This window comes from Aquimarina sp. MMG016 (genome assembly GCF_018100805.1).
GTDB lineage: Bacteria > Bacteroidota > Bacteroidia > Flavobacteriales > Flavobacteriaceae > Aquimarina.
In genome coordinates this window covers 265,366-290,278 of record NZ_JAGJEA010000006.1, presented here as the reverse complement: position 1 = coordinate 290,278, position 24,913 = coordinate 265,366, and the positions used below count along the sequence as shown (strand labels likewise).

Here is a 24,913-nt window from a genome sequence, read left to right as displayed (position 1 = left end):
ATTCAATAACTTCTAAGGGAGAATTTGCCTCAGCATATCTGGGATCTGGTATATAATCTTGTTTTACAATTTTTATTACTTCAATGCTTAAAAAACTAAACTCTTCTACTACTTTACCATACATTCGATAGACACCTTTGTGTTTAAGCTTATATTTTTCTTGTACTTTAGGAAACAAAACAGTATCAAAAATATCTCCGAATTGATCTAGGAATGTTCCAAATGCCATACGTTTTCCGTTAGAAGTAGTAGTATTCTTCATTGCAATTAAATATCCGTATATGTCAATGTTTTTGTTGAGATATCGTCGCAGCTGAGAAGCTCTGTTTTTATTCGTAGGTTTTGTAGCTAATATTTGATAATAACCACATAATGGAAATCCGAAAGATTCAATTTGTTCAAAAGCAACTTCTAATAACGATACTTTTAATTGAGGAAGTTTGTATTCTGTACGTTTTTGCTGGAATAAAAGAGGCTGGTTATACTCATTAGAAGGAATGCTATTTAGTTTAAAATGCGCTTCCCATAATAATTCGTGTTTGTTTTTTTTAGTGAATCTAAATGCATCTATTTTTATTAAGATACTTATTTGTTCAGTACTTATAGACACTCTGTCTATAAAATGATCTAAGGATGAATACAATCCATTTTTATCACGATCTGATAAAATAATTTGAATGGTTTTATGATCTAAATTCCTTAATGCCATAAATCCGAGAAATATAGTTCTTCCTTGTAGGATGTGTTCATATTCGCTGGTGTTAATGCATGGTGATAAGATTTTTGCTCCAAGGAGTTTTGCTTCGTGTAGATATATTTCAGGACGATAAAAACCACCACCATTATTTAATGTTGCGACTAGGTATTCTAGAGGGAAATAAGCTTTAAGAAATAAACTTTGATAGCTTTCTACAGCATAGGATGCAGAGTGTCCTTTTGGAAAAGCATAACCTGCAAAACTTGCTACTTGGTTCCATATTTCTAAAATCAAATTTTCTTTATATCCTTCGGCTCTACAGTTATCAATAAATTTGTTTTGAACTTCTTTAAACTCTTTTCTAGATCTAAATTTACCACTCATTCCTCTTCGTAACACATCTGCTTCATCCAGGGTAAGTTTTGCAAAAAAGTGAGCTACCTTAATGACGTCTTCTTGATATACCATAATTCCATAGGTTTCATTCATAAGATCAAGCATAATTGGATGTGAATTTTTTCTTCTCTCTACATCGTGTTCTCTTAGAATATATTCACGCATCATTCCACTTTTAGCTACTCCTGGTCGTATAATAGAACTTGCTGCTACTAATCCTATGTAATTACTGGTCTTAAGTTTGCTTAATAGCATACGCATAGCAGGGGATTCTACATAAAAACAGGCTAGACATTTTGCATCACGAATCAAACCATTGACTTTTGGATCTTCTTTAAATCTTTTGATATTATGAATATCAAAATCTGAATTATTTGGTTGATTGTATTCAATGATTTTGATAGCATCTTTGATTTTGGCTAACCCTCGTTGCCCTAAAATATCATATTTGTATAACCCTAAATCTTCTGCAATAATCATATCAAATTGAACAGTAGGAAAACCTTTTGGTGGTAGATCTGTAGCAGAGTAATAGTGCAAAGGTTTTTCACTCACTAATATTCCGCTGGCATGAATACTGATATAGTTTGGGATACCCTGAATAAGCTTACTATAAGTGATCACTAGTTTGTGAATATGATCTAAAGAATTATAGTCATAATCTCCTTCACTTAATTTGTCAATTTCAAATTTAGGTAGCCCAAATACTTTGCCTAGCTCTCTTACAGCACCTTTATAATGGAAAGTAACATATGCTCCGAGTAGTGCTACATTGCCAAATTCCTCAAAGATAAAGCGAGTAATGTCTTGTCGATCTTTCCAGGAAAAATCAATATCAAAATCAGGAGGGCTGGTGCGATGTGAGTTAATAAATCGTTCAAAATATAGGTCTAACTCGATTGGATCTACGTCTGTGATGCGTAATAAATAAGCTACAATACTATTGGCGCCACTACCGCGACCTACATAATAGTATCCTTTATTTTGAGCATAAGAGATAATTCTCCAATTGATCAAAAAATAAGAGACAAAATTCATTTTTGTAATTAGAGATAGCTCTTTTTCTAATCTATCTAACACCTTTTGGTTGGGATTTGGGTAGCGATAGGGTAATCCTTCTTTACATAATTTTCTGAGTAACTTATTGTCTTTTTTTATACTACCTGTATACGTTTTTTGATTGAGTGAAGGTTTGTTCTTAGAAAAGTTAAAATTAATAGTACATTCCTTTATAATATGTTCTGTGTTTTTAATTATAAAATCAAACTCAGAGAATTGTTTTCTAATTTCATAATCTGTAATCATTTGTTCTGAAAAACAAGCTTGCTGCTCTTCTGGAAGGCGGCTTAATAGTGTATTGTTATCAATAGCTCTGAGTAGTCGATGTGCATTAAAATCTTTCTTATTTCTGAAGGTTACAGGTTGTAGTATAACAAGCTTATCTTCTAATTTTTTATACTCTGAAAACCTAAGCTTTGAAATTTCTTTTAATGAAATACCTATAAATTCGTTTGATGTGAAATTAGTTTTTTGTAATTCTAGAACTTGTGTAAAAGGATAAATAACATAGGCGTTTTCAAATGTTGGCGCGATAGTGGGAAGGTTTTTTTTATTATGAAGATGGAGAGACAAAAAATCATTGAGTTCTTTGTATCCATAATTGTTTTTTGCTAAACCTACATATAGCGGTTGATGGTTATTTCTAAAGTCAATACCAACTATAGGCTTGATCCTATGATCTTTTGCTTTTCTAATAAAATTCAGGCAAGCAGATGTATTATTGATATCTGTTAATGCTAGACAGCTTATATTATTTTGTTTTGCAAGCTCTAACAAGTCTATTTCAGAAAATGTTCCGAAACGCAAACTATAATATGAATGACAATTTAAGTACATCTTTTAAGGAATGCAGGTTTATGAATTATAGCTTTAGAATTAGATAGTCTATTTTAGCTATTTAGTGTTTTTTGAATTTTTATTTTCACTTTTCTAATTTTAAAAAGCATCAGGGATAGCAGTGGAAATCCCACAGTCCCGATGATAATCGGGACGAGGAATTGAAACGTATAGCCCGCTCGGATGCCCAGGTTATTATTGTTGATTTTTAGTTACTGTTTTCTGTGAGCCAATACGATGGGAGGTTGTCCGTTAAAAGGGTTTTGCATCCTGCCAATCGTTTTGGCTCCCATAGCGGCTGCCCTAATTACACTTCGATCCCCATATCGAATTCTAATATTATCTAATGCTTGGTATAAATTGAGTTGTTTTTCATCATCGTCAAACAGATTGATCTGATAATTACCATTAACCAAGTGACTAAATCGAATACCAATCAATCGTACTAATAATCGTTTTTGATACAGTTTATCAAAGAGTTCCTGAATTTTTGGTATAAGAGTATGATCTGCGCTTGTGTATGGTATTTTAAGTTGTTTTGTGTAAGTATTAAAGTCTGAATATCTAACTTTTACAGCAATACAGGCGGTAAGCTTATTTCCTCTACGCAACTGATATGATAGGTTTTCTGTCATGGCGATCAGGATGTTACGAAGTTTATAGATATCTATAGTATCTCTATCAAATGTTCTTTCTGTAGAGATTGATTTACGTTCAGAAAAGGATATCACAGGAGTATTATCTATACCATTGGCTCTTTTCCAGATCGTGCGACCATTAACACCTAATACTCTTTGTATGACTTCTACAGGCATTTCTTGTATAGTATTTACATAACGCACTCCCAGATTTCTAAGGGTGTAGTAGGTTTTTTCTCCTACCATAGGAATTTTTTTAATAGATAAAGGGGCCAGAAAAGGTTTTTCTGTGCCAAAGTCTATTTTCATCTGATTATTGGGTTTTGCCTCATTAGTAGCTACTTTAGATACTACTTTATTCTGTGAAAGTCCAAAGGATATAGGAAGTCCAGTTTCTGACATGATTTTTTGGCGTAATTCTGAGGCATATGTGTAAGCTCCAAAAAATTTATCCATTCCTGAGAGATCTGCATAAAACTCATCGATACTAGATTTTTCGAAAACAGGTACATTTTCTTTAATAATCTCTGTTACTACATCAGAATGTTTACTGTAAGTTCCTGCATTGCCTTTTATGACTACGGCTTCAGGACAGAGTTCTTTGGCAATCTTCATTGACATTCCAGAGTGTATTCCATATGTTCTGGTTTCGTAACTACACGCTGCTACTACACCGCGATCACTGGTTCCTCCTACTAATAGGGGTTTGTCTTGTAGTGAGCTATTAATGAGTCGTTCTACAGATACGTAGAATGTATCCAAGTCCATATGTAATATTGTTCTCAAAATTTATTTTTTTTGGAATATTTCCAAATATATGGAATTATTCCATATATTAGATTTTTACAAATAACATTTTATTAACAACAAGGAATAAAAAAAACGGTACTTGATTTCAAGTACCGTTTCTAAAAATTTTATTTTGGGGCTACAAAATAAAATTAAATTTTAACTAGTCTTCGTAACTAGCAAATTGTTGCATAGCAGTTCTGGTAAGCTCCTTGGCTCTGTTTACATAAAAATTCTTTGTATCATCTAGTGATTCGTTCTGTAGGTCATTTTCGCTTCTCACATAATCATTTTGAGCTTCAAAAGAAGGCTCTTCATCATTATTAAGTACTACACTTAATTCTTGTAAAGCATTTTCTAATTTTTGTAAGGCAAGTTCAGCTTTATCTTTTATTACTGCTTGTGCTTTTAACTCAGCAGCACGCTCAGCTTCAAATTGGGCTTGTCTTTGCTTTTGCTCAGCTATTTGTTGAGCTAATCTTTTTTGTTCGATTTCTAATTGACGTCTTTTTTGTTCTAATTCTAGTTGTTTATTAGCTACTTCTTCTGTTGCGCTTGCGATAGCATCATCTTCTTCAGCACTGGCAACATCACCAATATAAGTATCTCCAGCATTAGCTTGACATTGGGTTAGTTGTTCTAAAATTTTAGACCCTAAATCCTTAGCACGTTTAGCATAATATCTACTACGCTCATAGGTATCTTGTTGTAGAGAACTTTCCATGTCAGATTTAGCTTCGTATGCAGTTTCATTTGCTTCACTACAATTACATTGATCTGCAAGATCTTCTACTTTTTGAAATGATTCTATAGCCTTATCAGCATATTCTTGTGTATGAAACACATTGTTAGCTCCGTAAGCCTTCTTACTATGAGCATATGCATAACTTGCTGCAGTTAAGGCATCATCATAAATATCCTGAGCATTGATTTGAAAAATTGAACAAAATAAAATTAGGATCAGGGGAAACTTTTTCATGATTAATGGGGGCTTTAATTTTATAGGGCAAGTATACAATAATTTTTACATATCATCCAAGAAAAAATGTCATTAATCGATGAAATACGCACTTTATCTTACTAATTTATGGTTTAACCTCAATAAAAGTGATAAATATCCTACTGAATTTAATGTTAATTCGATAGTTGAGATATATTAAAAACGGTTATAATTGTTTTATATTTTGAAGAATAAGTAAAATTTCAATTTTAGTAGATAAAAGGATTTATTGTGTAAGTAAATTATGTATCTTACGTCTATAAAATTTATGAAACAACTAATTATATCCTCAATTAATAGCAACCTCAATAATGCTATTTCTTTATTAGACGCAATAGATTCAAAAACCTATCAAGACAATTCTATTGGACCATATTATTCCAGTATAGGTTCTCATATTCGGCATACATTAGATTTTTTTGATTGTATTATAAGTGGTTTGGATACTAATGATATTGACTTAACAGCTCGTAAAAGAGATGAGATTCTGTCTATGAATAAAGAAGCTGCCAAAAACCATATCTATAAACTTCAGGAGGTTTTGGTTTCTTTTGTAGATGTTAATACAGATTATTTAGTGCATGTTACAGATAACTTAGGGCAGGGTAAAGTAACAGTTAATTATACTTTAGAAAGTATTTTGGCTCATGCTAATAGTCATGCAATTCATCATTATGCTACTATTGGTTATATTTTGAATCAGTTGGGAGTAGAGCTTAAAATCCCGGGATTTGGTTATAACCCTACTACTCCTGTTAACAAGCGAGAGGGTATTTAATTTAGTATATGTTTTTATAAAAGAAAAAACCGCGAAGAATTACTTACACGGTTTTGGTCTATTTCAATAATAGCATCCTCTCATACGATACTATTGTATTACTACTAGTTCTCCTTGAAAGCTTCCTTTGGTTATAGCATCGTTGGATTGAGCAGCAGTATCACTATCAAGAATTAAGTCGTATTCAATTTTGGTTTCTTGACCTACTGCAGACACAGTGACTGTTCCGGCTTCTATAGAAAAACTTTCTCCATCGGTAGATTCAACATCTCCGTCAAATTTTAGTGGACCCCTAGTTTCAGTGTAATCTTCATAGGTGTATGTACCTTCTGCTAGTGTGCTAGTAGAAGAATGAAAGTCAAGGATCAGTATAGTACCTGTACCTTCAAATTCATCAGTGGTAGTATTATAAGTTATGCCACTAGAAGCTAAACTTACATCTACATCAAATGCGTTTATATCTTGTCCAAGAGTTTCTGTAAATCCTTTTGATATTGTAAGAGGAATGTCTCTAACAGTCGGAGGAACTGGTCCATTATCATCATCACTACTACAAGATGTAAATGCTAATGTAAGAATGATCAATATTAATGATTGTACTAACTTGAATTTTTTCATATTTTTTTTGTTAAGTAATTAATGAGTTAAAAAGTTATTTTGTTCGGAGTAAATGTATTCTGTTTAATACATAGCGAAGTTATTGAGAGGAGTTTTAGCATAGTTATGTGGAGGAATGTATAAATAAAGAGGATAAATGCTTTGGTTAGATGTTTTTAATTCGGATAAATTTATCCGAATTAAAAATAATATCTATATTTGATTGTGGTTTTTAAAGTTAAGTATGTTTTCTAAAGCTTGTGAATATGGTATTAAAGCTTCAATTTATGTTGCTCAGCAGTCCTTGCAGGGTAATTGTGTTAATCTAAAAACTGTAGCTAAAGAAATTAATTCTCCAGAGGCTTTTACTGCCAAAATACTTCAGCAATTAGTGAAAAATAAAATTTTAGATTCTATTAAAGGTGCCAAAGGAGGGTTCTTAATTGAAGAAAAAAGAATTAATCAGATCCAACTTGGAGATATAGTGTATGCAATTGATGGAGACTCTATATATACGGGATGTGGACTTGGGTTAAAGGAGTGTAATGCTCGCAAACCTTGCCCAGTACACCATAAAATTTTGATTGTTAGAAAAGAATTGAAAAATATGCTAAAAAATACGAGTTTGTTTGAATTAGCGAATGGTTTGGAGATAGGTTTAACGTATTTAAATAGATAGAGGATGAAATTGTAGTATAATCAACAAAACACAAATCAACTAATTAAAATATATATGAAAGCAATAACAACAATCATAATAGTACTTTTTTTTATGCCTCTGAGCTATGCTCAGAAGGAAAAAGATTTATGTGCTAGTTGGCAAGAGCAAGCTGATGATATTGCAGATTTAGACAAAAGAATGAATCATAACACATCATATATATATAAGGTATCTGATAAATGTAAAGTAAAAGTTTATGTTGATTTAGGAATTGTTTATTTAAATAAGCTAAAGGTTGATTCTTCTCTTTATTATATAGATAAAGCTATAGCATTAGGACAAAATATAAATGCAGAAGAGGAACTAGTGTTAGCTTATACTGAAAAGTGTAATATTCTTATTTCAAAAAATGAACATACACAGGTAGAGGATTTACTAAAAAAGTCAAGAAAGCTATTGAAGAATTATCCAAACAGCTCAGCTTGGATTCATTACTATGATAAGAAAGGATATGTAGAGTATGGTAAATCAGAATATTATAATGCATTAGAGTACATGGATTCTACTATCATTGCTGCTAAACGAAGTAATTCTTTTAAAGAAATCAATCAAACATATGAGCATAAGGGTGTTTTGTATATGAGATTGAATGAATATGAAAAAGCTGCAGAGAATTTTATTTTGTCAATAGAATCAAAAGAAGAACATGGTATATTTCGTGATTTGAGCGGTACATATAGATATTTAGGGTCTTGTTTTTTTGAATTAAAACAATATGATACTGCAAAAAAGTATATTCTGAAAGCTATTGAATTTGGAGAGACTAATAATAACGATTTTGCATTATTGATTGGTTATGCTCGTTTGGCAACTTATAATAGGTACATGAATCTTAATGATGAATCAGAAATAGCTGTAAACAAAGCTATAGAATTAGCCAAAAAAACAAAAACAGACAAACATATTTCTGTAGCACTAGAAGAAAAAGGGTTTCTTTATTTCTATAATTATAAAGATTATGATCAAGCAGAAAAATATTTTGAAGAAGCATATCAAGCTGCGAAAAGAACTGAACAATTACGTCCTGTATATAAAACACTTCAATCATTAATAGCTTTATACATTGAAAAAAAGGATGCTACTAAACTCAGAATGTATCTTGATGAATTAGAGCAGATTGTTAAAGAGACTCCTAAACCAAATTATAAAGTTCATCTGCAAAAAGTTTATAGCAATTATTATGAAATTATTAATCAGCCTAAAAAAGCATTATTTTATTTAAAATCATATTATAGCCTTCAAGATTCTATATCAAACAAGGAAGTGTTTACCAAAGTTGCTGCTTTAGAGAAACAATATGATACTAAAAAGAAAGAGCTAGAGATTGTAAACCTTAACCAAGAAAAGAAAGAACAAGAACAAATTGTACAGCAAGCCACTTTAAGACAGCGGTTGTACTTGCTGGCTTCTATATTTTTATTGTTTTTATTAGTTGTTGGTACCTGGACTTTTATTAAACTTCGTAAACAAAAGACTGAACTTGTTAATACTAATCAAGTTAAGAATCGTCTTTTCTCTATCATAGCACACGATCTAAGAGGAATGATCATCCCTTTTCAAAGATCAGGCAAAATCTTAAAACATCACATCGATAAAGGAAATCATGAAAGAACTATTGAGCTTTCTAATGAAATAGAAAAAAATTCAGAGAGCCTTTCTAATATGTTAGATAATTTATTGAACTGGTCTTTAGAACAAATGAATGGCTATAAGATGAACCCTGAAAAGATTTTGATAAAAACACAACTTAAAGAAATCATCAAAGGATATGAACAGGAAGCAGCTTATAAAAATACTAAGATCAATTTAAAATATGAAGAAGATATAGCAGTTAAGTTAGATAAAGGAGCATTTCATGTGATTTTTAGAAACTTAATTGGTAATGCATTAAAGTATACAGAAGATGGAAATATTCGAGTTGAGTTTAAAAAAGATTTTAATACACTATTATGTTCAGTAATTGATACCGGAGTAGGAATGTCTGAGAAGCAGCTTGAACATCTTTTTACTATAGAAGAAGAAAAAAGTACTGTTGGGACACGTGGAGAAAAAGGTACAGGTCTCGGATTGAATTTGGTATATCGATTTGTAAAAATGAATAACGGTATCATTAAAGTATCATCAGATAAAAGGATTGGTACTCGTTTTGATTTAAGTTTCCCTATTTCAGAAATATTTACAATAGAACAAGAAGACGATTTAGAATCTAAGTCAGCTTAATTAAGAACTAAAAAATGTATATGGGAGTACAGAGAATTGTTTATTTTGTTTTTATTATTTCTAGTATTTTTAATATTCATGCCCAGAATCAAAGCCCAGAAGAGCTTTGTGATGAATTGAGTAAACAATTAGATACAATCCATAACCTAGATGTACGATTAAGGCTTTGTAAACAAATGGATCATAAAGTTGATGTAGTTTGCAGAGTCAATCTTTATATAGAACAAGGAAATATATATAGAGCAAAACAACAAGTAGATTCTTCTAAATACTATACCGAGAAAGCAATAAAATTAGGAGAAAGCAGTGAAAAGGCAGAAGAAATTTTGACTTGGGCCTATGCCAAAAAAGCAGAAGTGTTATTTTCAAATGGTGAAGAAGATAAAGCTATAATATTACTAAAAAAGGTTAGAAACTTGCTTACTAAGTATCCTAATAGTGAGCATTGGGTTTCTTATTATCGCTCATTTCAAGAATTTTCAGCCAAAAAGATAAACTATAAAAAGGCTATACAATATGCCGATTCTATAATTATTGCAGCAAAAAGAAGTAATGATAGTATCGAAATACCAAATGCTTATCATAATAAAGGTTTCTATTTTGTGAAATTGGGAGAGTATGAAAAAGCTGCTGAGAATTTGATAAAAGCAACAGAGTTAAAAGAAAGGATGAAAGATTTAAGTGATATAGCTGCTACATATTATGTTTTGGGCGCCAGTTATGTTAGGTGGGAAAAATATGAGGTAGCTAATAAATATTTCAAAAAGAGTATTGCTATATCAAAAGAATTTAATGATGATTATATTCTAATGATTAGTTATTTAAGATTGGCCAAATCCAAACGTAAATTAAAGGATTTTGAAGAATCTCTTAAAATTATTGACTCTGCATTGTCAATTGCTAAAAATCTTAATAGTCAATCTCAACTTGCAGAAGGTTATATGGAACAAGGATTTATATATTTTGAAAATTTCAAAGATTATGATAAAGCAGAATCTTTTTTTATCAAAGCATTTGAGAAGGCTAAACAATCTAATAATGATTTAATCATATATTCAACTATTGAGTCTTTAGTAAAAATTCACTTGCATAATAAAGATTATAATGAAGTAAAGGTATTATTGGAAACATTGAAAGAGGTAACACAAAAAATAAATACTAAAGATCATACTTTAAGATTACATAAAAGATATAGTGATTATTATGAACAAATAGGCAGATCAAATCTGGCATTGTTGCATCTTAAAAAATATTATTTAATAAAAGACTCTATAGCTAATACAGAAATAAAGACTAAAGTAGCTGATCTTGAAAAAAAATACGATACTAAAAAGAAAGAGCTAGAAATTGTAAACCTCAATCAAGAAAAGAAGGCGCAAGAACAAGTAGTGCAATTGGCAACTTCAAAACAACAATTGTACTTGTTAACTTCTTTATTTTTACTGTTTTTATTAGTTGTTGGTACTTGGACTTTTATTAAACTACGTAAGCAAAAAAATGAACTTACAGCTACAAATCAAGTTAAGAATCGTCTTTTCTCTATTATAGCACACGATCTAAGAGGAATGATCATCCCTTTTCAGAGATCAGGCAAAATCTTAAAACATCACATCGATAAAGGAAATCATGAAAGAACTATTGAGCTTTCTAATGAAATAGAAAAAAACTCAGAAAGCCTTTCTAATATGTTGGACAATTTATTGAATTGGTCTTTAGAACAGATGAATGGCTATAAAATGAATCCAGAACAAATTTCAATAAAAGCAGAACTGAAAGAAATCATTGAAGGCTATGAGCAGGAAGCAGCATTTAAAAATTCTAAGATCAGTTTAAAATACGAAGAAGATATTGCCGCTATGTTTGACAAAGGAGCATTTCACGTAATTTTTAGAAACTTAATCGGTAATGCGTTAAAGTATACAGAAGATGGAAATATAAGAGTTGAGTTTACAAAAGATTTTAATACGCTATTATGTTCAGTAATTGATACCGGAGTAGGAATGTCTGAAAAGCAACTCCAAGATATTTTTACTTTAGGAGAAGAAAAAATTACCATTGGTACACAAGGTGAAAAAGGCACTGGTCTGGGGCTTAACCTCGTAAATAGGTTCGTAAAAATGCATAATGGAAGCATTAAAGTTTCTTCAGAAAAAAGAATTGGCACGCGTTTTGACTTAACCTTTCCCAAATTAGAACCATTAACTACAGATCAATCGGATAATTTAGAATCCATGTCTGCATAAACTTAAAGCCATGAGTGTATACATAGTAGAAGATAATTTAGAAGATTTAAAAAAACTTCAGGTTACCATAGAAGAACTTGGGCATAAATGCATAGGTAGTTCGGATGATTCTTTTGAAGCACAAGAACAGATAGGAATGTTAAAACCAGATGTTGTGCTGATGGAGGTTGATCTAAACGGTAAACAATCTGGAATTACATTAGCCAGAAGAATTAAATCATTATATAAAGTGCCTATTTTATTTATATCATCAAATACAAATAGTGATATTGTGTCTAAAGCGGCAGATATTAACCCTATAGGTTATTTAACCAAGCCTATTAATAAAAATGATCTCAAGGCAGCAATGATTCTTGCACAAAACCATGTTCCTAAACAAATGGGTAAAAAGAAAGAATTATCTAATATTTTTATTAAGAGTGGTAATAAGTTGATAAAAGTTGTTATTGATAGTATACTTTTTGCATATACAGATTCAAAAAATTATTGTTCCATTATAACTTCAGATAAGAAAAAACTATCTGTGAGACATTCAGTAATGGGATTACATAAGCAACTGGATAACACAACTTTTATTCAGACACATCGATCCTATATTATTAACTGGCAGAAGGTAGATTTCTTTTATGAATCTGATCAGACTATAGAAATAGAAGGACACCATATTCCCGTTGGACGAACTTTTAAGGAAGAAGTATATAAGAGACTAAAGGTGATTTAGGTTTACGAAGTTTCTATTTCATGGATCAACATTTTTCCTCTGATGCCTGTAACTAATCCACAAAATTAAGTCACTACTCCACAATTAAATATTTTCCTGGATTATGATATCTATATTAACCACAGTTTATAAAAACTAACTAAAAACACAAATAATGAAATCACACAATTTCCAAAGAGCTTTACTAAAAATAATAACTCTACTGTTATTTCTTATCATAACTTCATGTAGTAGCAAAAAGTCATTACGTACAGAAGTTATAAAACCACCAATAGTTTCATTGGATTCCTCGATTAAAAAGGTTGGGGTTCTTAATAGAAGTATTCCTTCAGAAGAAAATAAAGGGTTGGATCAACTCGATAAAATCTTATCTGTAGAAGGAGCTAATTTGGATAAAGAGGGGGCAAACCAAGCAGTTTTGGCATTAAAAAATGAACTTACCAAGAATCCTAGATTTATAGAATCTAAAGTTATAGAAAGCAATGCTTTATCTAATCCAGGAGGTGGTGTTTTTCCATCAGCTTTATCTTGGGATGTTATTGACCAACTTTGTAAAGAAAATAATGTAGATGCTATTTTTGTTTTAGCTATATATGATACAGATGCTAAAGCAACTTATGATACAGCTGCCAAAGATATCAAAGGTCCATTAGGGGTTAAGATTCCCGGTTTAGAGCATATTGTAAAAATAGAAACAAAAATTTATACAGGATGGAGAGTTTATGATCCGGTTAAAAGGAGAATAAGTGATGAGCTTTCTGTTAATGAAAAAACATTATCCAAAGGTAAAGGAGTTAATCCTGTTAAGGCAATTGAAGCTGCTAAGAATAGAAAAGAATCGGTATTACAAATCAGTCGTAAAATAGGAGAGAATTACGCTTTGAGATTACTTCCTTATAAGGCTAGAGTATATAGAGATTATTATGTGAGTGCAACACCCAATTTTGAAATAGCGAAGCGTAAAGTAGAAACAGGGCAGTGGGAAGGTGCTTCAGAATTATGGTTAAAAGAAACATCTAATCCAAATCCTAAAATTGCCGGTCAAGCATGTTTTAATATGGCTTTTTATAATGAAATAAAAGGAGATTATCCTAAAGCGATAGAATGGGCTACAAAATCGTATACTGATTACGAAAATAAAAATGCACTAGACTATATAGATGATCTTAAAGAAAGAATAGATAATCAGAAAATATTAAGCAAAAGTTGATAGGGAACTATAAATGGGAAGAAATAATATATCTCATATTATTTCTTCCCAAACATAGAATCCATAATAGTCTTTAATCCTCTAAAGGCCATAAATATTGCAAATCCAGCACCTATTAGCCCTAGAATAAGGACTGGTATATATAACGGATGATCTTGATTTTTAAAAGCTTGATGTATAACTACCGGGCTGATAAACATAAAAATCAAAGCAATTGCCATTCGTTGCACGCCTTTACCCAATAGTTCTTTGTCAGTTCTTTTAGGCTCCATAATTGTTTATAGCATTACGAACATTTCCATGTTGTTTAAGTAATTCTGCAGCTTTCTCGCGGTTTATATTAAGTTCTTCCATAACCATACGAGTTCCGCGATCTACCAGTTTATTGTTGCTCAGTTGCATATCCACCATCTTGTTACCTTTCACTCTTCCAAGTTGAATCATTGTGGTAGTAGATATCATATTTAAGACTAGTTTCTGAGCAGTTCCTGCTTTCATACGAGAACTTCCGGTTACGAATTCCGGACCTACGGTAACTACTATAGGAAATTGTGCAGTTTCCGCCAAGGGGCTTCCTTCATTACAGGTAATGCATCCAGTGATAATATTGTTTTCATTGCATTTCTGTAACGCCCCAATTACATAAGGTGTTGTTCCTGAAGCTGCAATACCTACCACTACATCATTTTCAGAAATATGATATGTTTCGAGGTCTTTCCACCCTTGATCTGTACTGTCTTCTGCAAATTCTACAGCTTTTCTGATAGCGTTGTCTCCTCCTGCTATTAATCCTATGACCAGATCATGAGAAACCCCAAAAGTAGGAGGGCATTCACTAGCATCAACAATTCCCAGTCTTCCACTAGTCCCGGCACCAAGGTAGAATAACCTACCTCCATTTTTTAGTTTTGGAACAGTTTGCTCTACTAAAGCTTCGATTTGTGGAATTGATTTCTCAACAGCATCCGGTACAGTTTTATCTTCATTATTGATGTTAGTCAATAATTCATTGACCGTCATTTTTTCAAGATGATTGTACTTAGAAGCCTTTTCTGTGATTCTTGTAAACTCCATAGTTTCAAAAATACTGATTTTTAGAATGAAGATACCGGCTAATTATTCAAGATTTTAAAAAAAAACTATTCTTCAATCGTAAATGGAAAACGGTCTGCTTCAGATAAATTAAAATATCCAAAAGCAAAATTATCTCTGTTTGTTGTGTTAATTATATTACCCCGTAATGATGCTGGAGGAACCTGAAAAGGACCACCACTATCTGGATCGCTTTGTTCTATAATGATATTCATATAATTAAAGAACTGCTCATCAACTCCTAATAATTTAACAGTCAAATCTTGACCTGCAATCATATCTTCATAGAAATATGAAAAGGTACCGTCATTTTCGACAAAACGATCTTCAATAGTACCATATAAGTTGAAATCAAAATCTAGAAGATAAAAATCATCCCGAGTACTATCATCTGTAAAAGTGATTAGTATTTCAGTTTCATCTCCGTCGATTAAAACTCTATCTCCTTGCTTTATATCATCAATTGGCACAGTTGGAATTAACTGAGTTGTGGCTTTATAAGTTTCGTTATTATGGATCACTGTTAGCTCATAATCAATATTAGTTTCTGGTAATTCGAAAGTAGTGGTTGTTGGGATATAAACCCCTGCTTCTGAGGATTCTTCAAAATTTAATACTGTATTATCGTTAAGATTGGTAATAAAAACAGTGGCATCACTCACAGGAGGCACACTATTAGAAAAGAAAGGAGAAGTTAGGGTTAGTTTTATACGGCCTTCAACGGTAACCGGGTCTTCAAACACGTATTTTTCAAAAAATGCATCGATGACTAATCTGGGTTCTCCGTTGGGAATATCAACCTCAATTACATCTTCACATCCTGTACATATTATAAAAGCGAATATTATATAGATTAGTTTTTTCATGTTTTTAAAATTTAAAATTATAGGTAACCGCCGGTATTATGCCAAAAATTGAAGTTCGTACAGCTTCATTGACAAATGTCTCATCATTTTGACTAAATGATATAGAAGCTGCATTTCTCCTGTTATACAAATTGTAAATACTAAATACCCATTCCCCTTGCCATTTTCTATTTTTATTTTTTCTAGGAGTTAGTGTTGCTGAAACATCAATTCGATGATAAGCAGGCAATCTAAAATTATTACGTGCTCCCTCTTCAAAGACAGGGACTACCAATCCATCTAAATACTGAAACTGACCTATTGGATAATTGGTGGGTTGCCCCGTTTGAAATACAAAGTTAGCTCCAAATTTCCACTTCTCATTCAGTTCATAGCTTCCATTAAAAGATATGTCGTGTGTTTTATCAAAAGGTGTATTATACCAATCTCCACTATTGATCCCTGTTTCTTCTGGAGTTCTTCCTTGAGTCCTTTGTTCTGATTTGGATAAGGTATATGCTAACCAACCCTTAAACTTACCTTCATTTTTCCGAAGTAAAAGTTCTAGACCGTATGCTCTGGCTTCTCCATTAAGGATATCTTGTTCAATAGCATCATTAGCGATAAGGTCAGCTCCATCAATGTAGTCAATACGGTTTTCTATATCTTTATAAAAAGCTTCAGTTTCTATAGAGTATTCTCCATCTTTGATACTTTTAAAATACCCTATGGCATATTGATTCAATAATTGAGGTTTAATATATTTTCCACTTGGTGTCCATACATCCAAAGGAGTAGGGGAGTTTGTATTAGACAATAAATGAAGATATTGCGCCATTCTATTATAGCTGGCTTTGATTGAAGTGTTGTCATTAAAAGCATAAGCTAAAGCAATTCGAGGCTCTAAATTAGTAAATGTTTCAATTTGATCACTTCTACTAAAACTTTCTGTGCCTATCGGATCAGCCGCCTCATATATCTGGCGATCTTCGTCAAAATTTAACGGATTATCATTCTCGTAGATGTTCAATTCATCTTGACCTAATCGGATAAAATTACTAAGCCTTAATCCATATTGTAGGGATAGCTTATCACTTATTTTATGTTCTGCATCAACATAAACACCAAATTCATTAGCATATTTATCGATAAGTTTATCCGGAGGAATACCAGAATCAGGCCTATTAGGTTCAATCTCACCAGGATTAAACTTAAAATAGATATTATTGATACCGTAGTTGATTTGTAGATTATTGCTTAAATAATGTTTAAAGTCATATTTTATATTGAAATTACGAATACCAGAATTCCATTTAAAACCTACAAAATCTAACTCAAGGCCATAGAAATAATCAGAATATATTATGGAAAGATTAGAGAATAGTTTATCAGAAAAAAGATGATTCCATCTTAGATTTACTACAGTGTTACCATAGATATTTTCAAAGCTTTCTGAAATGCTGAAGACATCTCGGCCAAAATATCCCGAAAGAAAAATATTATTATTATCGTTGATTTTATAATTCAATTTGGAGTTTACATCATAGAAATAAGCTACATTTTTATTGTCCTCATCAAAAATTGGAAGAAAAAGATGTGCATATGATGCACGACCTCCGACTAAGAAAGCTCCTTTGTCTTTTACAATAGGGCCTTCAGCTAATAATCTACTGGCAACAGCTCCAATTCCTCCATTGAGTTTATAGTTCTTACTGTTTCCTTCTTTTTGATAAATGTCTAAAACCGAAGAAACCCTTCCACCATAACGAGCAGGGATTCCTCCTTTATATAATTTGATATCTTTTATAGCATCAGGATTGAATACTGAGAAAAATCCAAATAGGTGAGAAGAATTAAAAATCGTAGCTTCATCCAGAAGAATAAGGTTTTGGTCCGCAGCACCACCTCTTACATTAAAACCAGAAGCTCCTTCACCACCACTGGTAACACCTGGTAATAATAAGATAGATTTAATAACATCCGCTTCACCAAGAACAACCGGAATTTGCTTAATAGTTCCGGCAGAAAGCTTGTTCATACTCATCTGGGGTTTTTTGATATTTATTCTTTCTGATTTTTCAGTGATCACAACTTCATCCAGCATTTCTGAAGATTCTGACAACTGAAAATTTAATTTAGTATCTTGGTTCAGATCAATTTCTTGAATGATATCTTTAAAACCTATATAGCTTACTTGTAATTTATATGTTCCTTGCGGAAGTGTTATAGAATAAAAACCATATTCATTAGTAACGGCTCCTTTTCCTATTTCCGGAAAAATAACATTTACACCAATTAGGGTTTCATTACTCGATTGTTCAGAGACTGTTCCACTTAATGTGAACTTTTCTTGACTATACAATGAACACTGTGTGATAAGTATAAACAGGAAACTAATTAAGATATATTTTTTCAAAGGATATATGTTTTAAAGTATATGTTGAATAAAATCAAAGAATATGATTGTAGTTTAAAATTACGGTAAAGTTGTTTTTTATAGAAAAGTGATATACAAACCATTAATATCTGTCTACCAATCTTTTTGAATACTCTATAAAGAGTAAATCATAAAAAGTAATATTGTAAAGGAAAATATATGACACGAGTTTTACAATTACACAAGAGTTAATTTTGAGTTATATTATTTGTCAGATTGTTATCAATGTTTCCATTGAAAACTGATTGGTGACCATTCATTATTAATATTTGAAGTACTATTGATAGGTGAATTATAGTTTTGATTTTTAATAAATACTTGATTGTTTTTTGAAAATACATATAAAGTATCAAGTTTTTTCTTGTGAACTTGTTTTGACTTATTCATTATTTGGGATATTTTTTTTATATCGATTTCTACCTAAATTGAATACACCAACTTTTATGCCTAACCCTGCAGAAAATCCATTAATTCTATCAACTCCATTAGGAACTAAGTCAAATTTACTAGAGAATCGATATTTAACACCAGTTTCTAATTGTACATATCTAGAAATGTTAAAAAGTAAACTTACACCTGGTTCTACCACAAAAATAGCGTCCCACTCATATTCGTCTTCATTAAATTCATCATCGTTATCAAAATCTCCATCCACATAACCTGTAGCTCCTGCACCTACTAATAATGGGAAAGATAAATTTAGCCTAGATTTACTAAAGAAAATTGGTTCTAAATGAATTCCTCCATATCCACCGGCAAGATCTTCGTTATTAGAAATGAATGTACCTCTTAGATTTTGTTGTGAATAAAAGCCTTTCATTGAAAACCCCACTTCAAACTGGCGATTCGCTACATAAGCTACTTTAAGTCCAAATATTCCAGTGTCTTTACCATCAATCTCTCCATAGCTAGTATTGATCCCCAGATATACTCCGTGTACAATATTCTTTCGATCATTAAACTCTATATAATCTTTTTCTTTTGATTCTTCCTGTGCGTTGATATGAAATATGCTAAGAATTAATAAAATAAGTGCAGCTCTTGATTGTCTCATGATTGTTGATTTGTTTTATTATTACTATTGACAGTTTAGTATGGAAATGGTTGCTTTTTGATTGGTTTTTGTGAAAACTTTAAGGTTATGGTGTCTATAATTGACTAATTATCTTTCTTTTAAAATGATTACTCCTTTTTTACCTGTAATGTTAAATTCACCTTTTTTACCCAAACCATATGAAGCGGTAATATTTCTCAGTTTTTTCTTACTATCTACCACGTCAGTTTTAATATCGACGAATGATTTAGGTATTCGTAACAAACCTTGTTCAAGAGAAGCATTAAAATCAAAACTCAGATTAGAAATATTTATATTTAATTCTGAAGATTTTTGTTTTATGGTAATATGGGCATCATTTTTAAGTATTTCATTAATCCAAAGATCTGCTACATCTAGAGTAAGGTCAATATTTTCTTTAATTTCTTCAAGTCTTATATTCGAAAACCTAAGTTCTCCCTGAATTTTCTCTAATTTTCTTATAGTTGCTTTATCCTTACTGGAATACATTTCCAGGTTTTTTACACTATCTATGTTTATGGTGGATCCACTGCTAGTTATCCGAAGGTCTTCTGATGTATCAAGATCAAGTTCACTGTTTTTTAATTCAATATTTCCGTAGGTAATTGATTTAGCCTGTAGTTTACCAAATTTCGTTTCTATATTAGCATTGGTCAGATCATTATTAATCCATATATCTCCGTGTTGTAAATTAACCTTTAATCTTCCTTTCCAATCACTGATAATAATATCTCCAAATTTATTTGTTAGCTGAACTTCTGCATTAATGGGTAAATTAATTTTATAATCAATCTGAATATTTCCTTTATCAAAATCAAATGGATTAGCACGATTTAGAATACGTGAGAAAAAACTGTTACTTTTTTCCTCGATATTAGAAAATATGTTTATAAAATCACCTGAAATTGTAAAGAACGGTTTTATTCTTGCCAAAAGTTCCTGAGCATCTTCTTTTTCCTTTTTACTAACCTTAATATCTGCAATGATTTGTACTTCATTTTGGTCCCAACCATTAATTATGATATTTCCATATTTGTTTTCTAGCTGTAATTCTCCAGCATTAGTAAACTCGTATGACTTTTCAATAGTTTTAGATACTTCTTCCTGAGCTCTGATATTCTGTCCTGAGCAAAGTATACAGACTATTAATATCTTATAAAATATATCCTTCATTATCTTCGGATTTTTTTGAGTCATTAATTTGTTCTAATAGATTTTCTATTAATTCTATCCTCTTCTTGTAATTGTTTACGATAGCCTCTAGTATATATTCATTGTTGAGGTTTGTACCCATTTCTTCTTTTAGGAGAAGATATTCTTCATCCAATTCATCTATAAAAGACAAAAACTCTTCTTTATCTTCAGGTAGTAGTTTCGTATTGTTCTTTACCAATTGAACCTGAAAAGAAACCAAGCCTTTATAATAATTATCAATGTCTTTTAACTCCTGATTTACAATGTCATTTGATGGATTTATACCGATTTCCGAGGTGAGAAATAGGCCAGCAGAAGAAAATATACCTATGATAATAACAATACTGGCTGCAATTTTAAGAAGTGGAGACCGCCATAATCTAATGGTTTTAGGTTTACGAGGTCTTACTTCATCAGTTTGGAGTTCGGAATCAATATATTGCCAAAGCTTAGCTTTATCCCCTTTATATTCGTCAAACTGATGTTTGTTTTCTTTTATATATTTTTCAAAGTCATCCATTATGTTATAATGTGTTTATCGTCTGAATTAGTTTTTTCTTAGCTCTATGATATTGAGATTTAGAAGTAGAAACGCTAATTTTTAGTATTTCTGAAATCTCAATATGGTCATAACCTTCAATTAGATAAAGATTGATAATTTGTCTATATCCATCTGGGAGTTGGGCTATACCTTTTTTTATTTTATCGATATTAATTTTTTTAACCGGTTCACTAATCTTCTCTTCACTTATATGATACTCGTGATTATCAAGTGGAGTAATCGGTATTTTTTTTAGTTTTAAGTGATTTATACTTTTATTAATAACTATTCTTTTTAACCATGAGCCAAAAGTGCTTTCGTATCTAAAAGATTTCAGATTCCTGAAAGCTTCTACAAAACTATCTTGTATAATATCCTCGGCATCTTCTTTAATACCTATCATACGCATACTCACATTATACATAGCGTCTACATAAAGCTCGTATAGTTGATACTGCGAATTCCTATCACCAGACTTGCTTTTTTCTACAAGATCTTTATGTGTATGCAGGATATTGGTTTCCAATTAATTGTGCTGGATTGTAAGTTTCTTTAAAGTTACTTTTCTTTTCTAGTTATTACTATTGACAACTGAAAAAATGGAAGGTTGCATATTACTATATAAATTTGATGAATACCAATAAAAAAGGGTTACAAACTTTAATTTGTAACCCTTTTTATGTCTAATATTTCTAAGATTTTTTAAATATATTTTACTCCAATGCTGATTTGGCAATCTGAGTAATGTATTTTACAAACTCACCTTTTCCAATTCTATAATTAACTCTATGGTTATGAAATTTTTGAGCAAGTTCATATTTCAGAGAGGCATAATCTTTAGCAATATCAGGATGCTGTCTTAAATAATCTCTAAAATAGATTCTATCCCAGAGGTCTTCATGATCCACAGTAGTCATATGTATAAAGAATTGTTGTTCTTTTTTATGATCTAAACTGAATCCTTTGGCGAATATCATATAATCTTGCCCAAAACCTTCTTGTTTAAAAAAATCATACCCTATACTTTTCATTTTTTCTACAATCGAATTACTGAAAAGCTTTTCTTTTGGGATTGCGATTAAAATATCAATACTATCTTTTGAAGGTAAGTTGGGAATAGATGTGCTACCAAAATGCTCTATTCTAAGAATAATTTTACTAGATATTATATTCTTTATTTTCTCTTTTTCAAGCAGAAAAGTGTTGGGCCACTCTGGTTTGTAGTCGCTAATTTCTATTGGGAATAATTTACCCCATTCTTCAGGAGTTAGATCTTGAAGTGTCTTTTTCATGATGTATTGATTGATGATTGTATTGCATAAAAAACCTGTGTAGGAAACTACACAGGTTTATAAATATAAATTTTGTTTTTTGTTAACTATTGATAATAGAATTTAGTGTGTCACTTGGCCTCATAGCATCAGCTACTTTCTCAGTATTTGGCCAGTAGTAACCACCCATATCTACAGCACTACCTTGAGCTTCGATTAGCTCATTAATGATTGTAGCTTCATTATCTGCTAATTGTTTTGCAATATCAGCAAACTCTGTTTGTAGCTCTGCATCTTGATTTTGCTCCGCTAGTGCTTGTGCCCAATATAAGGCTAGATAAAAATGACTCCCTCTGTTATCCAATTCATTAACTTTACGAGAAGGAGATTTTTTATTATCTAAAAATTTCACAGTAGCATCATCCAAGGCATCACCAATAATTTTAGCTTTTGGATTGTTGTTTGTTTCTCCTAAATGCTCCAAAGAAACAGCCAGTGCCAAAAACTCTCCAAGAGAATCCCATCTTAGGTGTCCTTCTTTATTGAATTGTTGTACGTGTTTAGGAGCAGATCCTCCTGCACCGGTTTCGAATAAACCACCGCCATTCATCAAGGGAACAATGGATAACATTTTTGCACTTGTTCCTAACTCTAGAATAGGGAATAGGTCTGTGTTATAATCACGTAATACATTTCCTGTCACAGAGATAGTATCTTTTCCGTCTTTAATTCTTTCTAAAGAAAAACGGGTAGCTTCTACAGGGGACATAATTCTTATATCTAATCCGGTAGTATCGTGTTCTGGTAAATAAGTGTTTACTTTTTTAATAAGCTCAGCATCGTGGGCTCTATTTTTATCTAACCAGAAGATTGCTGGAGTACTAGTGGCTCGAGCTCTGCTTACAGCTAGCTTTACCCAGTCTTTTACTGGTGCATCTTTAGTTTGGCACATACGCCAGATATCACCTTGCTCTACAGCGTGTTCGATCAATACCTTACCTGAATCATCCACTACACGAACAGATCCATTTCCTTGGATTTCGAAAGTTTTATCGTGCGAACCATACTCTTCAGCCTTTTTGGCCATCAATCCTACATTAGGAACTGTACCCATAGTAGTTGGGTCAAAAGCTCCATGTTTCTTGCAGAAATCAATAGTTTCCTGGTAAATACCTGCGTAACTGCTATCCGGTATTACAGCCTTAGCATCCTGTTGTTTTCCTTCTGCATCCCACATTTGTCCCGATGTGCGAATCATAGCCGGCATAGAAGCATCAATAATAATATCACTAGGAACATGTAAGTTTGTAATACCCTCATCAGAATTTACCATGGCTAATTTTGGACCTTTTTCATAACAAGCCTGGATATCGGCTTTTACTTCAGCTCTTTTAGCATCAGGTAATCTTTTTAATTTATTGATAAGATCTCCAAAACCGTTATTCACTTCTACACCAATTTCTTCTAATACAGCTGCATGTTTTTCAAAAACATCTTTGAAAAATACTTCTACAGCATGACCAAATATGATAGGATCAGAAACCTTCATCATGGTTGCTTTCATATGTAGTGAAAACAATACATCTTTTTCTTTAGCATCAGCTACCTGCTCTTCAAGAAAAGAAATCAAGGCTTTTTTGCTCATCGCAGTAGCATCTATAACTTCTCCTTTTAGCAATGCAGTTTTTTCTTTTAAAACAGTAGTGTGTCCATTATTATCTACGAATTCAATTTTTACATTTCCCGCTTCAGAGACTGTAACTGATTTTTCATTAGATCTAAAATCTCCACTGGACATTGTTGCTACGTGAGTTTTAGAATCTGCACTCCATGCCCCCATAGAGTGAGGATTTTTTCTTGCGTATTGTTTTACAGGTTTTGGCGCTCTACGGTCAGAGTTTCCTTCTCTTAATACCGGATTTACTGCACTACCTTTTATTTTATCATATTTAGATTTGATTTCCTTCTCTTCTTCAGTTTCTGGTTCTTCCGGGTAATTAGGTAAAGTGAACCCTTGAAGTTGTAATTCTGCAATTGCAGCTTTTAGCTGTGGGATAGAAGCACTAATGTTAGGAAGCTTGATAATGTTGGCTTCAGGTTTTTGTGCAAGTTCTCCTAGTTCTGCTAAAGCATCAGATTGTTTTTGCTTATCTGTGAGCTGCTCAGGAAAATTAGCCAAAATTCTTGCCGCAAGAGAAATGTCTTTAGTTTCTATAACTATATCTGCGGGTTTTGTGAATTTTTTGACTATCGGTAAAAAAGAGTAAGTAGCTAGAGCCGGAGCTTCATCAGTTTTGGTATAAACAATCTTTGCACTATCAATTGCCATATATTTTATTTTTTTGTAAGGCATCTTTTGTTTAGAAAAGTAATGATTGCAGATACCTTTAATTAAAACACGTTACGGAAAATTAATCACATAATTTTTCCGTGCGCGAAGATACGAATATAGCGATGTAAATACAACCAGAATGCTGTTAGTTTTGAGTTAAAGAGTTTGAATCAGAATTTCTTAAAAAGAATCAATTAAAAATATGGAGTAAGAGTTTTTT

Annotated in this window: 20 protein-coding genes; 6 read left to right on the top strand and 14 right to left on the bottom strand. The window is 31.8% G+C overall.

What is annotated here, in order from left to right:
* The 3 genes from dnaE to J8M14_RS14215 all read right to left on the bottom strand — a co-directional run.
* The coding region (gene dnaE, locus J8M14_RS14225; protein WP_211075472.1) for a DNA polymerase III subunit alpha at nucleotides 1-2,989 on the bottom strand (2,989 nt) is incomplete at its 3' end.
* 212 nt (nucleotides 2,990-3,201) lie between these two features.
* A complete protein-coding gene (gene dinB, locus J8M14_RS14220; protein WP_211075481.1) occupies nucleotides 3,202-4,416 on the bottom strand; it encodes a DNA polymerase IV in 1,215 nt (404 codons plus the stop codon).
* Between the two features lie 163 nt (nucleotides 4,417-4,579).
* Nucleotides 4,580-5,395, bottom strand: coding sequence for a hypothetical protein (locus J8M14_RS14215; RefSeq protein WP_211075471.1), 816 nt, complete (start codon nucleotides 5,393-5,395; stop codon nucleotides 4,580-4,582).
* Between the two features lie 289 nt (nucleotides 5,396-5,684).
* Between J8M14_RS14215 and J8M14_RS14210 the strand changes: the two genes are divergently transcribed.
* On the top strand, nucleotides 5,685-6,194 hold the full coding sequence (locus J8M14_RS14210; RefSeq protein ID WP_211075470.1) for a DinB family protein: 510 nt from the start codon (nucleotides 5,685-5,687) through the stop codon (nucleotides 6,192-6,194).
* Nucleotides 6,195-6,284: 90 nt separating this feature from the next.
* Here J8M14_RS14210 and J8M14_RS14205 read toward each other — a convergent pair whose 3' ends face one another.
* Complete coding sequence (locus tag J8M14_RS14205; RefSeq protein ID WP_211075469.1) at nucleotides 6,285-6,812, bottom strand: hypothetical protein; 528 nt, start codon at nucleotides 6,810-6,812, stop codon at nucleotides 6,285-6,287.
* 223 nt (nucleotides 6,813-7,035) lie between these two features.
* On the opposite strand from J8M14_RS14205, the gene J8M14_RS14200 reads away from it, so the two are divergent.
* The 5 genes from J8M14_RS14200 to J8M14_RS14180 all read left to right on the top strand — a co-directional run bounded on the left by J8M14_RS14200 (nucleotide 7,036) and on the right by J8M14_RS14180 (nucleotide 13,906).
* Nucleotides 7,036-7,470: an Rrf2 family transcriptional regulator gene (locus J8M14_RS14200; RefSeq protein WP_211075468.1), complete on the top strand. Its 435-nt coding sequence runs from the start codon at nucleotides 7,036-7,038 to the stop codon at nucleotides 7,468-7,470.
* 54 nt (nucleotides 7,471-7,524) lie between these two features.
* On the top strand, nucleotides 7,525-9,732 hold the full coding sequence (locus J8M14_RS14195; protein ID WP_211075467.1) for a HAMP domain-containing sensor histidine kinase: 2,208 nt from the start codon (nucleotides 7,525-7,527) through the stop codon (nucleotides 9,730-9,732).
* Nucleotides 9,733-9,752: 20 nt separating this feature from the next.
* A complete protein-coding gene (locus tag J8M14_RS14190; RefSeq protein WP_211075466.1) occupies nucleotides 9,753-11,975 on the top strand; it encodes a tetratricopeptide repeat protein in 2,223 nt (740 codons plus the stop codon).
* Nucleotides 11,976-11,985: 10 nt separating this feature from the next.
* Nucleotides 11,986-12,696 (top strand): response regulator transcription factor, encoded by a 711-nt coding sequence (locus tag J8M14_RS14185; RefSeq protein WP_211075465.1) that lies wholly within the window; start codon nucleotides 11,986-11,988, stop codon nucleotides 12,694-12,696.
* Between the two features lie 154 nt (nucleotides 12,697-12,850).
* Entirely contained in the window at nucleotides 12,851-13,906 is a 1,056-nt protein-coding gene (locus J8M14_RS14180; protein ID WP_211075464.1) for a DUF6340 family protein, read from the top strand.
* A gap of 38 nt (nucleotides 13,907-13,944) precedes the next feature.
* On the opposite strand, the gene J8M14_RS14175 is transcribed toward J8M14_RS14180, so the two are convergent.
* The 10 genes from J8M14_RS14175 to J8M14_RS14130 all read right to left on the bottom strand — a co-directional run bounded on the left by J8M14_RS14175 (nucleotide 13,945) and on the right by J8M14_RS14130 (nucleotide 24,690).
* Entirely contained in the window at nucleotides 13,945-14,178 is a 234-nt protein-coding gene (locus J8M14_RS14175) for a DUF6095 family protein (protein WP_211075463.1), read from the bottom strand.
* Nucleotides 14,168-14,980 carry an N-acetylmuramic acid 6-phosphate etherase gene (gene murQ, locus J8M14_RS14170; RefSeq protein WP_211075462.1) on the bottom strand — a complete coding sequence of 271 codons (813 nt, stop codon included), beginning with the start codon at nucleotides 14,978-14,980 and terminating at the stop codon, nucleotides 14,168-14,170. The genes J8M14_RS14175 and murQ overlap by 11 nt, the downstream gene beginning before the upstream one ends.
* A 65-nt stretch (nucleotides 14,981-15,045) precedes the next feature.
* Nucleotides 15,046-15,864: a DUF4249 family protein gene (locus J8M14_RS14165; RefSeq protein WP_211075461.1), complete on the bottom strand. Its 819-nt coding sequence runs from the start codon at nucleotides 15,862-15,864 to the stop codon at nucleotides 15,046-15,048.
* A 4-nt stretch (nucleotides 15,865-15,868) separates the two neighbouring features.
* Nucleotides 15,869-18,259 carry a TonB-dependent receptor gene (locus tag J8M14_RS14160; protein WP_211075460.1) on the bottom strand — a complete coding sequence of 797 codons (2,391 nt, stop codon included), beginning with the start codon at nucleotides 18,257-18,259 and terminating at the stop codon, nucleotides 15,869-15,871.
* Nucleotides 18,260-18,659: 400 nt separating this feature from the next.
* Nucleotides 18,660-19,334, bottom strand: coding sequence for a hypothetical protein (locus J8M14_RS14155; RefSeq protein ID WP_211075459.1), 675 nt, complete (start codon nucleotides 19,332-19,334; stop codon nucleotides 18,660-18,662).
* Nucleotides 19,335-19,442: 108 nt separating this feature from the next.
* On the bottom strand, nucleotides 19,443-20,528 hold the full coding sequence (locus J8M14_RS14150; RefSeq protein ID WP_211075458.1) for a hypothetical protein: 1,086 nt from the start codon (nucleotides 20,526-20,528) through the stop codon (nucleotides 19,443-19,445).
* Nucleotides 20,509-21,069, bottom strand: a complete 561-nt coding sequence (locus J8M14_RS14145; RefSeq protein ID WP_211075457.1) for a hypothetical protein — start codon at nucleotides 21,067-21,069, stop codon at nucleotides 20,509-20,511. The genes J8M14_RS14150 and J8M14_RS14145 overlap by 20 nt, the downstream gene beginning before the upstream one ends.
* A 4-nt stretch (nucleotides 21,070-21,073) precedes the next feature.
* Nucleotides 21,074-21,616, bottom strand: a complete 543-nt coding sequence (locus J8M14_RS14140) for an RNA polymerase sigma factor (RefSeq protein WP_247672644.1) — start codon at nucleotides 21,614-21,616, stop codon at nucleotides 21,074-21,076.
* Nucleotides 21,617-21,803: 187 nt separating this feature from the next.
* The gene (locus J8M14_RS14135) at nucleotides 21,804-22,382 is read right to left on the bottom strand and encodes a GrpB family protein (protein ID WP_211075456.1); all 579 of its coding nucleotides are present in this window, start codon (nucleotides 22,380-22,382) and stop codon (nucleotides 21,804-21,806) included.
* Nucleotides 22,383-22,464: 82 nt separating this feature from the next.
* A complete protein-coding gene (locus J8M14_RS14130) occupies nucleotides 22,465-24,690 on the bottom strand; it encodes an NADP-dependent isocitrate dehydrogenase (RefSeq protein ID WP_211075455.1) in 2,226 nt (741 codons plus the stop codon).
* Nucleotides 24,691-24,913: the final 223 nt, after the last annotated feature.

Bases quoted from the DNA above. Each gene is read 5' to 3' on its own strand.
- J8M14_RS14145 (WP_211075457.1), bottom strand. From the start codon at position 21,069: ATGGATGACTTTGAAAAATATATAAAAGAAAACAAACATCAGTTTGAC.
- J8M14_RS14200 (WP_211075468.1), top strand. From the start codon at position 7,036: ATGTTTTCTAAAGCTTGTGAATATGGTATTAAAGCTTCAATTTATGTT.
- J8M14_RS14165 (WP_211075461.1), bottom strand. From the start codon at position 15,864: ATGAAAAAACTAATCTATATAATATTCGCTTTTATAATATGTACAGGA.
- J8M14_RS14180 (WP_211075464.1), top strand. From the start codon at position 12,851: ATGAAATCACACAATTTCCAAAGAGCTTTACTAAAAATAATAACTCTA.
- J8M14_RS14195 (WP_211075467.1), top strand. From the start codon at position 7,525: ATGAAAGCAATAACAACAATCATAATAGTACTTTTTTTTATGCCTCTG.
- J8M14_RS14130 (WP_211075455.1), bottom strand. From the start codon at position 24,690: ATGGCAATTGATAGTGCAAAGATTGTTTATACCAAAACTGATGAAGCT.
- murQ (WP_211075462.1), bottom strand. From the start codon at position 14,980: ATGGAGTTTACAAGAATCACAGAAAAGGCTTCTAAGTACAATCATCTT.
- J8M14_RS14150 (WP_211075458.1), bottom strand. From the start codon at position 20,528: ATGAAGGATATATTTTATAAGATATTAATAGTCTGTATACTTTGCTCA.
- J8M14_RS14155 (WP_211075459.1), bottom strand. From the start codon at position 19,334: ATGAGACAATCAAGAGCTGCACTTATTTTATTAATTCTTAGCATATTT.
- J8M14_RS14190 (WP_211075466.1), top strand. From the start codon at position 9,753: ATGGGAGTACAGAGAATTGTTTATTTTGTTTTTATTATTTCTAGTATT.
- J8M14_RS14185 (WP_211075465.1), top strand. From the start codon at position 11,986: ATGAGTGTATACATAGTAGAAGATAATTTAGAAGATTTAAAAAAACTT.
- J8M14_RS14210 (WP_211075470.1), top strand. From the start codon at position 5,685: ATGAAACAACTAATTATATCCTCAATTAATAGCAACCTCAATAATGCT.
- J8M14_RS14215 (WP_211075471.1), bottom strand. From the start codon at position 5,395: ATGAAAAAGTTTCCCCTGATCCTAATTTTATTTTGTTCAATTTTTCAA.
- J8M14_RS14135 (WP_211075456.1), bottom strand. From the start codon at position 22,382: ATGAAAAAGACACTTCAAGATCTAACTCCTGAAGAATGGGGTAAATTA.
- J8M14_RS14175 (WP_211075463.1), bottom strand. From the start codon at position 14,178: ATGGAGCCTAAAAGAACTGACAAAGAACTATTGGGTAAAGGCGTGCAA.
- J8M14_RS14205 (WP_211075469.1), bottom strand. From the start codon at position 6,812: ATGAAAAAATTCAAGTTAGTACAATCATTAATATTGATCATTCTTACA.